The organism is Pelobacter propionicus DSM 2379 (assembly GCF_000015045.1).
GTDB lineage: Bacteria > Desulfobacterota > Desulfuromonadia > Geobacterales > Pseudopelobacteraceae > Pseudopelobacter > Pseudopelobacter propionicus.
Genome location: NC_008609.1, coordinates 2,324,741 through 2,339,332, shown reverse-complemented (window position 1 = coordinate 2,339,332; position 14,592 = coordinate 2,324,741). Strand labels below are relative to the sequence as shown.

9 protein-coding genes are annotated in these 14,592 nt (G+C 61.6%); 6 read left to right on the top strand and 3 right to left on the bottom strand.

What is annotated here, in order from left to right; all coding sequences use genetic code 11:
• Position 1 precedes the first annotated feature (1 nt).
• The 3 genes from PPRO_RS10770 to PPRO_RS10760 form a co-directional block, all read right to left on the bottom strand.
• A complete protein-coding gene (locus PPRO_RS10770; RefSeq protein ID WP_011736037.1) occupies positions 2–1,237 on the bottom strand; it encodes a carboxylate--amine ligase in 1,236 nt (411 codons plus the stop codon).
• 108 nt (positions 1,238–1,345) lie between these two features.
• Positions 1,346–2,239 carry a phosphoenolpyruvate mutase gene (gene aepX / locus PPRO_RS10765; protein WP_011736036.1) on the bottom strand — a complete coding sequence of 298 codons (894 nt, stop codon included), beginning with the start codon at positions 2,237–2,239 and terminating at the stop codon, positions 1,346–1,348.
• Entirely contained in the window at positions 2,232–3,239 is a 1,008-nt protein-coding gene (locus PPRO_RS10760) for a 3-phosphoglycerate dehydrogenase (RefSeq protein ID WP_157039988.1), read from the bottom strand. The genes aepX and PPRO_RS10760 overlap by 8 nt, the downstream gene beginning before the upstream one ends.
• 204 nt (positions 3,240–3,443) lie before the next feature.
• Here PPRO_RS10760 and PPRO_RS10755 point away from each other — a divergent pair, with 204 nt between their 5' ends.
• From PPRO_RS10755 to PPRO_RS10730, 6 genes are all read left to right on the top strand, one after another.
• Positions 3,444–4,115: a hypothetical protein gene (locus tag PPRO_RS10755; protein WP_041532271.1), complete on the top strand. Its 672-nt coding sequence runs from the start codon at positions 3,444–3,446 to the stop codon at positions 4,113–4,115.
• Between the two features lie 105 nt (positions 4,116–4,220).
• The gene (locus PPRO_RS10750) at positions 4,221–6,290 is read left to right on the top strand and encodes an NAD(+) synthase (protein ID WP_011736033.1); all 2,070 of its coding nucleotides are present in this window, start codon (positions 4,221–4,223) and stop codon (positions 6,288–6,290) included.
• A gap of 832 nt (positions 6,291–7,122) precedes the next feature.
• Positions 7,123–8,229, top strand: coding sequence for a class II glutamine amidotransferase (locus PPRO_RS10745; protein WP_011736030.1), 1,107 nt, complete (start codon positions 7,123–7,125; stop codon positions 8,227–8,229).
• Positions 8,217–9,860: a glutamate synthase-related protein gene (locus tag PPRO_RS10740; RefSeq protein WP_011736029.1), complete on the top strand. Its 1,644-nt coding sequence runs from the start codon at positions 8,217–8,219 to the stop codon at positions 9,858–9,860. Before PPRO_RS10745 ends, PPRO_RS10740 begins: the two co-directional genes overlap by 13 nt.
• A gap of 11 nt (positions 9,861–9,871) precedes the next feature.
• The gene (locus PPRO_RS10735) at positions 9,872–12,187 is read left to right on the top strand and encodes an FAD-dependent oxidoreductase (RefSeq protein WP_011736028.1); all 2,316 of its coding nucleotides are present in this window, start codon (positions 9,872–9,874) and stop codon (positions 12,185–12,187) included.
• 300 nt (positions 12,188–12,487) lie between these two features.
• Positions 12,488–14,332, top strand: coding sequence for a carbon starvation CstA family protein (locus tag PPRO_RS10730; protein WP_011736027.1), 1,845 nt, complete (start codon positions 12,488–12,490; stop codon positions 14,330–14,332).
• The last annotated feature ends 260 nt before the right edge of the window (positions 14,333–14,592 follow it).

Below are 14,592 nucleotides of genomic sequence, written 5' to 3'. Positions count from 1 at the left end.
GCTAGAAGGGGGTGCTGTAATCCCGCTTCCGGCGCTCGTCCCGGTTCAGGTACAGGCGGACCGACCTGGTCAGGTCGCCGATAAACGGTCCCGGATCATTCCAGGCGAACAGCGCATCCACCTTCCGGCCGCGCAGCGAGCGCAGCCAGTCGCTGAAGGTGAGCTCCCCCCGCCGCCAGTGATACAGCGCCGACTGCAGGTCCCGTCGCAGGTAGATCCATTTCACGTTCCCGTAGTGCTGCTCCCGTTGCACGGGCAGTGGTCGACCGATGGCGTCGCAATACATCGTGTAGACCAGTTCCACGCCACCTGCCTCCGCGATGGGTGACCGACCTGTCGGCCTTCCCACGTTCGGTTCGATGATGTAGTGCCTTCCCGTGCGCTCGTCCCGTTTCATCTCCACGTAGCCAAGGCCGCGATAGTTGACGGCCGAAAACAGGCGGATAGTCTCGCCTAGCACCTGGTCGTTGCGGCACTCTTCCCCCAGACAGCTCTCGCCGGTCTGGGGAGGCCATTGACGCAGCTTTCGGGCGATGAAGGTGACAACCGGCCGTGAGGCCGCGTCAAAGTAGCAGTTGCACGAATAGAGGCTACTCACCGGGCCCACAACCCACTCCTGGGCGATGAGTATGTCGGACAGTGCCGCGTAGCGCCGGTAAACCTCGAGAAATTCCTCCGGCGTCGAAACCAGGTATGCCTTGAGTTTGCTCTTCTGCTCCCACTGCGGCGTGCCGCTGAGCGGCGGCTTGATCATGCAGGGGAAGGTCAGTTCCCGGGCAGCCTTTTCTGCGTCATCACTGCTGGCTATGAACAGGGTGCGCGGTATGGGGAAGCCGTTTAGCTGGGCGTAACGGTAAAAGCTGGTCTTGTCCATCAGCATCTCGACCACGTCCGGATCGGGCAGGATGATGTGGTACCAGGGCTCCAGCCTCTGGCGATTGCGTGACACCAGAAGTACCTGGGGATCCAGGCAGGGGAACAGGACCCCCTTCTCTCCTAGTTCTGGCCCCAGTGTTTCCAGTGAGTCGATCAGCGCATCGCTGGTGGTGTCGGTGAAGACGATGCGCGAGCAGACCCGCGTCCGGCAGCAGTAGTGCTCCGGATCCTTGGCAACACCGATGACTGCTACGCCGCGATCGGCCAGTATGCGCGCCGTCTGGATGCCGTTCACGTGATCGAGGCCGATTACCAGCGCGAAGGGCTGCTTTTGTTTGTTGGAAGCCGATGGTGTCATCATCTCTCTCCTCTCTTCGCACGGCCTGTCTGCGGCCACCAAGAGGGGGAGGGCAGGCGACCTGCGCAGCGGGTACGGGTGAGCGGGGAAGAGTACATCACCCGGCCGCACTCATAGCGGCGGGCGGCCATGTGCCGGCAGATAGCGCTCTTCCGCCTGCGCCAGTTCCTGGGCATTCTGCAGCCGGAAGATCTCCTTTACCGTGGCAATTTCCTGCTCCACGCCCGACAGGGATCTGTCCCGATTGATGCGTGCCGCTGTCAGTTGCATGGCGGTGATGCTTGCCCGCATCAGATGGTTGCCCCAGATGACCAGGCTGATGCCGGCCTGGGCGAATACTTCGGGTGGGGTGTTGAAATAGGTCGTCGGCACGATAACCACCGGCAATGTGTCGCGCCACTCTCCCATGAAGGCCAGAATCTCCTCGGCAGTGGGTTTCTTGCTGTGGATCAGGATCGCATCAGCCCCTGCCCGCTGGTAGGCGTCAGCCCGACGCAGCGCCTCGTCCTGCCCCTGGCCGGTGATCAGCGCCTCCACCCTGGCGACGACGCAGAAGTCGGCATCGGCCTGGGTGTCCTTGGCTGCCTTGATCTTGCCGCAGAATTCGTCCACGTCGGCCAGCGGTTGGGTTTCTCCCTTGATGAACGAATTGGTCTTGGGGAAGAGCTTGTCCTCGATGCACATGGCCGCCACGCCGCGCTGTTCGAGCTTTTTCACCAGCCTGCGCACGTTGTTGAAATTGCCGTAGCCGGTGTCGGCGTCCAGCAGGATGGGGATGCTGGTGGCGTCGCTCATGAACTCCATGACCTCCAGAACCTGGGTCCAGCTGGCCTCGTTGTTGTCCCGCACCCCCATGGCGGCGGAGATGCAGAGGCCACTTCCCCAGATCCCCTTGAACCCGGCCTCCTCAACGATTCTGGCACTCATGCCGTCGTGCGCCTCCAGCAGAAACTCTATCCCGCCGGAGTTCAGCAGCTGCCTGAACTGGGTCGTCTTCCTAGCCACGGTTCACCTCCCCCTGGATGCGGGTATAGCCCTGGGCCACTTCGGCCACCTTTCCCTGCCATGCGTCGCTGCCGTGTGCGTTCGCGAAGGCGTCGATGATTTCGACCACCTTCTGGCCGATCTCCCGCTGGGCATCGATGGCCATGGCGCCGATGTGCGGCGTGAGGATGACGTTGTTCAGCATTGCCAAGGGCGACATGCAGCCCTGACCCTCATGCTCGTGGACGTCCAGCGCCGCCCCCCTCAGTCCGCCGTTGTGTGTCAGCGATTCATACAAAGCCTGCTCGTCGACAATGCCCCCCCGTGCCAGGTTGATCAGGTATGCGCCCGGTTTCATGCGACTCAGCGCATCGGCGTCCAGGAGCCTGCGCGTGTTATCCTTGAGCGGGACGTGGATGCTCAGATAATCGGCATTGGCTATGACCTGGTCGAACTCCAGCATCTGAATCCCCTTTTCGCAGAAGCCTTCCTCCCGCTCCCGGGAAGGGTGCTGGACGCAGCCGATAACCCGCATGCCCCAGGCAACCCCCATCTGGGCAACGCAGCTGCCGGTGTTGCCGATGCCCACGACACCCAGCGTCTTGTCCCGCAGGAGGTATCCGGAAAATTCGTGCTTTTCCCAGCGCCCGTTGCGCATGGAGCGGTCGGCCTCAAGCAGGCGGCGGCTGAGTGCCAGCATGAAGGCGAAGGCCATTTCCGCCACGGCCCTGGCCGATGGTTGCGGTATGCGCACCAGTTGTACCCCCCGCTTTCGGGCGTATTCCACGTCAAGGTTGTCCATCCCCGAACCGGCGCGCACCAGCAGCTTCAGCCTGGGCGCGCACCCCATCAGGTCGGCGCTTACCCGTATGCCGCTGCGGAACACCAGGGCTTCGCAGTCGCGAATCAGCGCGTGCAGGCTCTCCTCGCTACTGTTCGGGAAAGCGCGGATGACCTGGTGCTCCTGCTCAAGCCTTTCGATCGCCTCTCCGTCAATTGAACTTGCAATCAGGACGTTCATGGTATGCACCCTCCCTGTATGGCTGGCGTCGAGTTGCTGACGGCTTGTTACTGGTGTACGTAGCATGGGCGTTCTCCGGCGTGTGGCGTTGCTTCAATTCCGGAAATCGCCTTCCTGAGTGGGTGGGGCTGTGCAGCAGCCGATTCTTGTGTAGGATTATAGCGCATGGTTCCTAAAAAACTCCGCACGTCAGGAGAAATAGATATGCTGATCCCCAGAACGGCTCTGCCACCTCTCCCTGTTTGTGCCGCGATCTGCGCACCGGCGTTTGCCATCCTGCTCTGCACCGCGCTGGCCAGTATTTTGGGTGAGATCCAGCCCGCGTTCTTCTGCCGGGATGCCATGGCAACCCTGGAAGCGCACCCGCTCACCGGCGTGCAATCCAACATCGGTGTGCTGATCTGGTGCGCCACTGCGGCGGTGTGCATCTTCAGCCATGGGATTCTGCGCTACGAGTGCGGCGTTGGAGACGGTGAGAGCTCTTTTTTTCTCTGTTCCGGCCTCTTCACCGCGTTGCTGGCGCTGGACGACCTGTTCCTCGTCCACGATGACCTGCTCCATCGCTATCTGGGGAGTTGGGCCTACGGAAAGGCGCTCTATGTGGCCTATGGGCTGTTTATGGTGTGGTATGTGGTCAGGTTCCAGAACCTGCTGCTGCGTTCCGAGTATGTTCTGCTGCTTGTGGCGTTGCTGTTTTTCGGGACTGCCCTGGTGATCGATTTCTTCGATGACCTCTGGATTTCTCCCTGGCGCATCTTCTGGGAAGACGGGTTCAAGTTGACGGGAATCATAACCTGGTGCGGCTACCTGACGCGGGCATGCTTCCAGGCGATACGGAGCCGGTTGAAGGCGGAGGGGGGAGTCGGGGGTTTTTAGACATATGCCTGGATTTCGCCCTCCGCTCAACAATCGTTTTTCAAGCCGGGTGAAACGTGCTAGAGTGGCGCCCATGCAGGCCTTGAGAACAGGGAGGGAAACCAGGTGGATACGACATTCTTCAATCTCTACAACCATAATTTCATCCGTGCGGCAGTGGCGGTCCCCGAGGTCAAGGTGGCAGACCCGGCACACAACGCAGGTCAGACCATCGCCATGATGCGCCAGGCGTGGGAGCAGAGCGCGCTGATCGCGATCTTTCCCGAACTGGGGCTCTCGGCCTACTCCTGCGACGACCTGTTTCACCAGCAGACCCTGCTGGACGGCTCCATGGATGCACTGGACGCGGTGCTGAAGGCCTCCATGGACATTCCGGTGATCACGGTGGTGGGACTGCCGCTGCAGGTCCACAGCATGCTGTTCAACTGCGCCGTGGTGCTCTACCGGGGCAGGATCCTGGGGGTGGCGCCCAAGAGTTTCCTCCCCGGCTACCGCGAGTTCTACGAGCTGCGCCAGTTCGTCCCGGCCGCCTACGCTCCGGTGGAGAAGATCGACCTGCTGGGGCAGCAGGGGATCCCCTTCGGCAACCGCCTGCTGTTCCAGGTGGAGGAACAGCCGCTGCTGACCTTCTACACCGAAATCTGCGAGGATGTGTGGGTGCCCATTCCCCCTTCCTCCTTTGCGGCCCTGGCCGGGGCCAGCGTCCTGATCAACCTCTCCGCCTCCAACATCACCGTGGGCAAGGCCGATTACCGGCGCAGCCTGGTGGCCAACCAGTCCGGCCGCTGTCTGTCCGCCTATCTCTACAGCGCCGCAGGAATCGGGGAATCCACCACCGACCTGGCCTGGGACGGACACGGCATGATCTTCGAGAATGGCGCCTGCCTAGGGGAAACCAAGCGTTTCTCCTATGAATCCCAGATGATCTTCGCTGATATCGACCTTGACAGGCTGGCCCAGGAACGCATGCGCCAGACCAGCTACGGCCAGTCGGTGCTCCGGCACAGGGATGAAGTGGCCGGTTTCCGCACGGTACGCTTTTCAGCCTCCCTGCCCAGGGAACGGGTGCTCCCCCTGGAGCGATTCTACGAACGCTTCCCCTTCGTACCCAGCGACCCGTCGCGGCGGGACGAGCGCTGCAAGGAGGTGTACGAGATCCAGGTGCAGGGGCTGGTGAAGCGCTTCAAGGCAACCGGAGCGGACAAGATGGTGATCGGCGTCTCCGGCGGCCTGGACTCCACCCAGGCGCTCCTGGTCTGCGCCCGGGCCATGGATGTCATGGGGCTCTCCCGGATGCATATCCTGGCCTACACCATGCCCGGATTCGCCACCAGCCAGCGTACCCTGGAACAGGCCAGGGAACTGATCCGGACGGTTGGCTGCACCTACCACGAGATCGATATCCGTCCCAGTTGCCTGCAGATGCTCCAGGACATCGGCCACCCCTTCTTCCACGGCAAGCCGGTCTACGACATCACCTTCGAGAACGTGCAGGCCGGCGAGAGGACCAGCCACCTCTTCCGGTTGGCCAACCAGACCGGCGGCCTGGTGGTGGGGACCAGCGATCTGAGCGAGCTGGGGCTTGGGTGGTGCACCTACGGCGTAGGAGATCACATGGCCCACTACCATGTCAATGCCAGCGTTCCCAAGACCCTGATCCAGTACCTGATTCGCTGGGCCGCCCTCACCCACCAGTTGGGTCCGGAGGTGAGCACGGTGCTCATGGACGTGCTGGAGACCGAGATCAGCCCCGAGCTGGTTCCGGGCAAGGAGGACGAAGATCAGCCGGTGCAGCGCACCGAGGATGTGGTCGGCCCCTATGAGCTGCAGGACTTCAACCTCTACTACATCCTGCGCCTGGGCTACCTGCCGCCCAAGGTCGCCTTCCTGGCCTGGAACGCCTGGCACGACCGGACGCGCCACCATTGGCCGGATATCCCCGAACACAAGCGCAACCAGTACTCCATGCACGACATCAAGCGCTGGCTGACGGTCTTTCTGCGTCGCTTCTTCAAGACCAGCCAGTACAAGCGCAGCTGCATGGCCAATGCTCCCAAGGTCGGCTCGGGCGGATCCCTGTCACCCCGCGGCGACTGGCGCGCCCCCAGCGACGGCGAGGCCAGCGCCTGGCTCGCCCAGTTGGAGCGCATCCCCGACCAGGCCCATGACGAATGATGATCCGCAAAAAAAATCCTCCTTTCCCCAGGGGGATTTTTTTTGCGTGAGTGTCCGCTTCTGGCCATGGCCTGAGAGGCCCGAATCCGGGAGCGGCATCTTCCCTTTCTTTCGAGGGGTGGCATGGAGGCGGGGGAGATCTGAGGGAGATGCTTTGCGCTACCCTGGAGGCATGGTTTACCTGTGCCGGTATATGCTGCTGCTTAACGGTTGGTTGGGGCTGGTCGGTGTGCTTTCTCCCCGGCTCTCCGGCAGGGGAAAGTTTCAGTCGCCCTGTCTTTTCTTGGCGAGTCGCCCGGCGGCGAATTCCAGCGCACCCTGCGCGACGTGCTGGAAGCGCTGTTCAGTCGGCAGGTTCAATGTGTATATGTGGTTGTTACTCAGTTGCATACACATATACACTGAATGATCTTTTTTGGCTGACATGTATGTTGTCTGCGTTGTCGGTTTATCTGACGTGTTGCGTATGCTTTGACGAAAAATAATGGTGTGAGTAATAATGATACTCATATGTTACTTTGTTCGGGATATTGTGTGCTCTGATTTTGCTCTTGCATGGCTCCCCGCCCCTTGGCCGCAGCCGCCTGCTCCAGACGTATCTGACTGATAATTCTGCATAAAAATCCCACCTGAAAAAAAGTTCCTTCCGGGGTGAAAGTTGGCGCTCTGTTTGCTGTACTGCTGCTTCGCACCAGCAATGTTTTCGTATCCGGCCGCGGGGAGAGACCGACCCCTGTCGTGACGACACGAGAACCCGTGTACACAATCAACCCGCTGCCGGTTGCTGCCTGTCAGCCTCCGGGACAGCATAAACCTTTGGAGGTAACCGCTCATGTGTCGTATTGGCGCCATAAAAAGTCTGAACTATGTGCACCCGAGCAGAGCCCTGCAGCTGATGAACTCCCAGCAGAAGGGGCATGACAATTCCGGATTCGCCATGGTCATGCAGGATCTGGGAGGAATCTTCGCCGACTACAAGGATCTGCCCACCCTCTCCCTGGCATGTACAGATGAGGGACTGAAGATCGCCGAGGGGATCCTCGGCGCCGCAGGATTCAAGCAGGTCTTTGAATGGATTCCTGAAACCAACCGGATGCCCGGGCTTGATATCAAGGCCATGCCCAACTACGTCTTCCGCACCTTCGACTACCCGGAAACGTACGCCAAGTCCCCCGCAAAGGAGAAGGAAGAGCTGCTGACAGCCACCCGCCTCAAGCTGCGCGCGGCCATGGAACGGGGGGAGACCGGCTTTGCCTACTCCTTCTGGCCGGATGTGATCACCTTGAAGGAGATCGGCGACCCCCGGGATATCGGCACCTTCTTCGGCCTCTGGGATGAGAATGACCGGTTTACCGCCAAGGTGATCACCGCCCAGTGCCGCCAGAATACCAACTACGCCATCGTGCGCTACGCCGCCCATCCCTTCTTTCTGCAGGGGTATACGACCCTGGCCAACGGCGAGAACACCTTCTACCAGAAGAACAAGGAGTTCCAGGCCAGCCTGAATCCGGCCTACATCGGCTTCGAGTCCGACTCCCAGTGCTTCCTCTATACCCTGCACTACATGCACCGGGAACTGGGCTGGCCGCTTTCGTACTACAAGCACATCATCACCCCGCTCCCCTTCGAGGAGGTCCAGAAGCGGGAGGACCGGGAACAGCTCTCCGCCATTCGCCAGTCCCTGGCCCATCTGGAGATCAACGGACCCAACACCATCATCGGCGCCCTGCCGGACCACACTCTGTTTGTCTGCTGCGACGCCAAGAAGCTTCGTCCCATCGTGGTGGGGCACACCAAGGAGATGGTGGCCTTCTCCTCCGAGGTCTGCGGGATCAACGAGATCATGCCCGATCGTGACTGGGAGACGGACATCTATCCTAATGAACGCGAAATCGTCGTCATTGATAACACCCTGGAGGTCCAGCGATGGAAACAGTAAAGATAAACGATCTGGCCTGCAATGACCTGCCCTGGAAGGTCATCTACGATACTACGCGCTGCACCCTGTGCGGCTCCTGCGTGGCGGCCTGCACCTTTGGCGCCATCAAGCCCAGGATCGAGCGGCGGCGCAAGGCCTTCTCCGATACGGAGACTCCGGAGCCGAAGATCAGCTTCAAGGCCGTGCCGGTGATCACCCAGCTGAATGTGCTGAAACACTACTGCCGCGGCTGCGGCGTCTGCGAGCGGGTCTGCCCCAACAGCGCCATCCGCTCCGAGCGCAACCCGGACTCGCGCTTCAACGTGGTCTACCAGACAGCCACCGCCTCCGGTCCCAAGCGTGGCGGGCGCAACAACCTGGAAAATCAGGCCCGCACCCTGGACACCCTGCGGGTGGGGCGCATCTCCCAGATGACCGACCCGAGCCTGGATGCCCAGCGCCATACCTTCGACTGCCTGGCGCCCCTGGGACGCATCCTGCCCGCGGACCGACTGCCCTTCACGGTCGGTCCTGACGGCAAGCTGGTCCCCACCGGTCATACACCGCCCACCAGCTGGATCTACCCGGTCATCATCGGCGACATGTCCATCGGCGCCCTCTCCTGGAGGATGTGGGAGGCGGTGGCCATGGCGGTGGCCTACCTGAACGAGGAGTGCGGCCTGCCGGTGCGCATGTGCTCCGGCGAGGGGGGCATGCCGGTCAAGCTCTTAACCAGCAAATATCTGAAGTACACCATCTTGCAGATCGCCTCCGGCCACTTCGGCTGGAACCGCATCATCAAGGCCATGCCCAAGATGATCGAAGACCCGGCCGGCGTGCTGATCAAGATCGGCCAGGGGGCCAAGCCGGGTGACGGCGGCCTGCTCATGGCAGCCAAGGTCGCCTCCCACATCCAGGCCATCCGCGGCGTGCCCAAGGCCGACCTGCTCTCCCCCCCCAACCACCAGGGGCTCTACTCCATCGAGGAGAGCGTGCAGAAGATGTTCCTCTCCATGAACGCCGCCTTCAAGTTCCGCGTGCCGGTGGCCATCAAGGTGGCTGCCAGCGCCACCTCGGTCTCGGTGTTCAACAACCTGGTGCGCGACCCGTACAACATCGTGGGCGGCTTCTTCATGGACGGCATCGACGGCGGCACCGGCGCGGCCCATGACATCTCCCTGGACCACACCGGCCACCCCATCGTCAGCAAGCTGCGCGACTGCTACCTGGCCGCCGTTGCCCAAGGGCGCCAGGGGCAGATCCCGCTCTGGGCCGCCGGTGGCCTGGGCAAGACCGGCAACCTGGCCGCCGACGCCTTCAAGATGATCTGCCTGGGCGCCAACGGCGTCTTCACCGGCAAGCTGATCCTGCAGATGGCCGGCTGCCTGGGGAACGAGCACAGTCGCTGCAACGCCTGCAACACCGGCCTCTGTCCGGCCGGCATCACCACCCAGGAGCCGACCCTGGTGCGCCGTCTCAACCCGGACCGCGTTGCCGAGAACATCGTCAACTATTTCCTGGGCATGGATCAGGAACTGCGCAAACTGATGGCGCCCATCGGCAACTCTGCGCTGCCGGTCGGCCGTTCCGACTGTCTGGTCTCAACCGATAAAGCCGTAGCGGACCGTCTGCAGGTCCAGTACGTCTGCTAAGGAGGATATATATGGCAGCCTATATTTCAGGCTTTGATGAGCATAACAAACGCATATCCACGCAGCAGCTGCTGCAGAAGGTCTACGACGCCCTGGATGCCGGGGAAACCGAATTCGAGATCCTGGCCTCTGGCCACCACGACATCGGCGGCCCGCTCTGGACAAAGGACGGCACGCCGCTCAAGTTCCGGGTGAAAAACCCGGGGCAGCGGGTCGGCTCCTTCGGGCTGGAAGGGACCGAGATCATCATCGACGGTCCGGCGCCGGCCGATGTGGGCTGGCTCAATGCCGGCGCCATCCTGACCCTCAAGGGGGACGGCGGCGACACAACCGCCCACTGCGCCGCCAGCGGCAAGATCTACGTGGGGGGGCGGGCCGGAACCCGCACCGGCTCCCTGATGAAGCACGACCCGGCCTACGATGCCCCGGAGCTGTGGGTGCTGAAGAACACCGGCTCCTTCTCCTTCGAGTTCATGGGGGGCGGCATCGCCGTGGTCTGCGGCTACGATTCCGAACAGTTCGAATCAATGCTGGGTGACCGCGGCTGCGTCGGCATGGTGGGGGGCACCATCTATGTGCGCGGGCCGGTCACGGGGCTGTCCAAATTCGTCTGGCAGCTGGAACTGGATGAGGCTGACCGGGAGTTCCTTTCCGCCAACATGCCGGTCTTCCTGGAGAAGATCGAGCGGCCCCAGCTCTTGGCCGAACTGACCGACTTCTCCCAGTGGAAGAAGATTACTCCCATGAGCTGGGAGGAGCGCCAGCGCCGCGAGCGGATCACCATGAGGGAGTTCCGCACCACCAAGTGGGTGGAGGGGGGCATCTTCTCCGACGTGGTCTCGGATGACTACGACCGGGTGATCGGCTTCGTCAACACCGGCGAGGACCGGCTCAAGATCCCCCACTGGCAGAACAAGCTCTACGGCGCTCCCTGCCAGACCGCCTGTCCCACCGGTATTCCCACCCAGGACCGCATCAACCTGCTGCGCCAGGGCAAGGTCAAGGAGGCGCTGGAGCTGGTGCTGACCTATTCTCCCTTCCCGGCCAGCGTCTGCGGCCAGGTCTGTCCCAACCTGTGCAAGGATGCCTGCAGCCGCCAGTACATCGACCTTCCGGTGGCCATGCAGGAACTGGGCAGGCTCTCCCAGGCTGCTGCGCCACCGACCAGGAAGCCGAAAACCGGCAAGAGGGTGGCTGTCATCGGCGGCGGTCCCGGTGGCCTCTCCGCTGCCTGGCAGCTCTCCCTTCTGGGGCACAGCGTGACTCTGTTCGAGGGAGACACGGAGGTGGGGGGCAAGCTGCGCCAGGCCATCCCCATGGATCGACTGCCCCGGGAGATTCTGGAGAGCGAGGTCAACCGCATCAAGCAGATGGGAACCGACATCCGCGTTTCCCAGAAGATCGACAAGACCGCCTTTAGTGCCCTGCAGGATCAGTACGATGCCCTGGTGCTGGCCAGCGGTGCCCACAACCCTGTGGTGATCCCCTTTCCCGGCCATGAGCGGCTGGTCAAGGGGCTGGATTTCCTGAAGAGCATCAACAACGGTGAAAAACCCAGGGTCGGGAAAAAGGTTGTCGTCATCGGCGCCGGCAACGCCGGCATGGACGTGGCTCTGGGGGCCTACGCCATGGGCGCCGAACGTGTCACCGCCATCGACGTGCAGCGCCCGGCAGCCTACCAGAAGGAGATCGACCACTTCCACGCCCTGGGGGGAGAGATCCAGTGGCCGGTGTTCACCGAGCGCATCGATGACGACGGACTGCACACCAAGGATGGCCGACTGATCGAGGCCGACACGGTGATCATCTCCATTGGCGAGCGGCCGGACCTCTCCTATGTGCCCCGAGAATGGCTCACCGATCGGGGGATGATGGATGTGAACGACTGCTGGCAGTCGCTCAGGAATGAAAAGGTCTTTGCCATCGGCGATACCACCAAACCGGGACTCCTGACCCATGCCATCGCCGGCGGCCGCGAGGTGGCCGGATACATCGACGCCTACCTGAACGGCTGGGAACTGGTTGCCGCCAAGAAGCCGGAGATGATCCCCCAGGAAAGGCTGAGCCGCGAGCTGTTCATGCCCCAGAATCGCGGTCGTTTCCGTCTTAGGGATGCCAAGGACGAGGTGCACCGCTGCATCTCCTGCGGCACCTGCCGCGACTGCAGCATGTGCCTGGAGACCTGTCCCGAGGGGGCCATCGTGCGCACCGAGAAGGAGGACGGCTCGGTGGAGTACACATCCGACGAGCGCTACTGCATCGGCTGTGGCATCTGCGCCTCCATCTGCCCCTGCGGCGTCTGGGCCATGGAGAAGACCATTCTGTAGCCTGACGGAGAAATAGTGAAACAGAGAGAGGCGGGACCATGTGGTATGGTTCCGCCTCTTATTTTTTGTATCTGACTCGTCTCAATGCGTCTGCAAGCTGGTGTTGCATGGCCGAATCATCCTTTCCGGGTAACCATGCAGAAAAGAATTGATTTAATGAAACAGGGGGATGTATCCTCAATCCCCACCAGCCCTGTTTTCATGCCGTCAGGCACTGAGGCAGGCAATGGGGGGGATCTGACCACGGGCTCTCCTTTCCCGGTGATGAAACTGATATTCCGCAATAGATAGGTTATATTCATGAGTGTCATCTGGCTGCTGCTCTCCGCCCTCTGTGTGCTTGTCCTGGCGTACCGCTACTATGCTGCTTTCATTGCCGCCAGGGTGTTGATGCTGGATGATCGCAACGTCACGCCGTCGGTTACCCGCAATGACGGCAAGGATTTTGTTCCAACGAACAAGTGGGTCGTGTTCGGCCATCACTTCGCCGCCATCGCCGGAGCTGGGCCAATGATCGGTCCCACCCTGGCGGCCCAGTACGGCTGGGGGCCGGGCTTTTTCTGGATCCTCTTGGGGTCGGTCTTCGCCGGCTGCGTCCATGACATGATCCTTCTGTTCGCCTCCATCCGTCACCAGGGGGAGTCCCTGTCGGTCATCGCCCGCAGGGACGTGAGCAGGTTGACCGGCGTAACCACCGCCTTCGTGACCCTGTTCATCATCATCGTCGCCCTGGCCGGTCTTGCTGTGGCGGTCACCAATGCCCTGTACAACAACCCCTGGGGCGTGTTCACCATCGGCATGACCATCCCCATCGCCATGATCACCGGGCTCTATATGTTCAAACTCAGGCCGGGCGCGATCCTGTCCGGCTCCCTGGCCGGAGTCACGGCCGTGGTTGCCGCCGTATACTTCGGGGCTCCCGTCGCCCAGTCGTCCATCGCCGGATGGTTCACCTTCAGCAAGGAGAGTCTGGCGATCATCCTGCCGCTGTACGGCTTCTGCGCGGCTGCCCTGCCGGTGTGGTTGCTGCTTGCGCCCCGGGATTACCTGAGCACCTACATGAAAATCTCGGTCATCGGCGGGCTGGCCCTGGGGCTCTTCTTTGTCAACCCGAGCGTGCAGATGCCCTTCGCGACCCGGTTCATCGCCGGCGGAGGACCGATCATCCCCGGCCCCGTCTGGCCCTATGTGTTCATCACCATCGCCTGCGGCGCCATTTCCGGGTTCCACGCACTGATCGGCTCCGGCACGACCCCCAAGATGCTGGAGAAGGAGAGTCAGATCCCCCTGGTGGGGTACGGCGCCATGCTGACCGAGGCCTTTGTGGGGCTGATGGCGCTCCTGGCGGCGGTGACGCTGGTGCCCAATGACTACTTTGCCATCAACTCATCGGCCGAAGCCTTCGCGCGCCTGAACATGCCGGTGCGGGATCTGCCGGAATTGTGCCGCCTGGTGGGGCTCGACGTCAGCCACCGTCCCGGCGGGGCGATATCGCTGGCTGTGGGCATGGCCCACATCTTTTCCCGTGTCGGTGTGGGGTTGCAGCACACGATGAAATACTGGTTTCAGTTCATCATCATGTTCGAGGCGCTCTTCATCCTGACTACCATCGACGCGGGAACCAGGGTGGCGCGCTACCTCCTGCAGGATATCCTGGCAAACGTCCACCAAAAGCTGGGACAGACCGATTGGGTGCCGGGCATCGTCCTGACCAGCGCCGCCGTCTCCTCTGCCTGGGGATACATGCTCTACACCGGGGATGTTTCCTCCATCTGGCCCATGTTCGGCGTTACCAACCAGGCACTGGCATGTCTGGCTCTGGCCATTGGGACAACCATCCTCCTGCGCATCGCCAGGAAAAAACGCTATGCCCTGGTTACGGCGCTGCCTTGCGCCTTCATGGCCGTGACCAGCTTTGCCGCGGGTTTCATGAACATCAGGCTCTACCTCTCCAGGGGGATGGTGCTCAACGCCGCTCTCAGTATGGTTATCATTGCTCTGGTCGCGGTTATCATCGTGGAAAACATCCGGGTCTGGCTGGCCCTGTTCGGGAACGAGCGTGCCATGGGTATGAACGACGGGCGGGACGAAATCTTTCCTCTGGCGGTTCCGGTCCGCGTTTCCAACGACGCGACGCGGGAGTGACCGGGAGCGAGGCGCACGTACGGTCGAAGCCCGTATCGTAACGCTGCGTTTCAGCCTGAACAGCCGCAACAATGTGCCTGTCCCCTGCTTAGCGCATGTGGTGTGGTGAAGTATGTGGTATTATCAAAATTAAAAAGGTAACCAGGTAAACACAAGGCCTGTTTTCTGGTCATGGCGACGCCGAGGAGCGATTTTTGGAAATATTTTCTTGTTCGGTGATGGCCGAAGTCGAGAGAATGACACTGCAGAGTATGTGCACT

Bases quoted from the DNA above. Each gene is read 5' to 3' on its own strand.
- PPRO_RS10770 (WP_011736037.1), bottom strand. From the start codon at position 1,237: ATGATGACACCATCGGCTTCCAACAAACAAAAGCAGCCCTTCGCGCTG.
- PPRO_RS10760 (WP_157039988.1), bottom strand. From the start codon at position 3,239: ATGAACGTCCTGATTGCAAGTTCAATTGACGGAGAGGCGATCGAAAGG.
- PPRO_RS10755 (WP_041532271.1), top strand. From the start codon at position 3,444: ATGCTGATCCCCAGAACGGCTCTGCCACCTCTCCCTGTTTGTGCCGCG.
- PPRO_RS10745 (WP_011736030.1), top strand. From the start codon at position 7,123: ATGTGTCGTATTGGCGCCATAAAAAGTCTGAACTATGTGCACCCGAGC.
- PPRO_RS10740 (WP_011736029.1), top strand. From the start codon at position 8,217: ATGGAAACAGTAAAGATAAACGATCTGGCCTGCAATGACCTGCCCTGG.
- PPRO_RS10735 (WP_011736028.1), top strand. From the start codon at position 9,872: ATGGCAGCCTATATTTCAGGCTTTGATGAGCATAACAAACGCATATCC.
- PPRO_RS10730 (WP_011736027.1), top strand. From the start codon at position 12,488: ATGAGTGTCATCTGGCTGCTGCTCTCCGCCCTCTGTGTGCTTGTCCTG.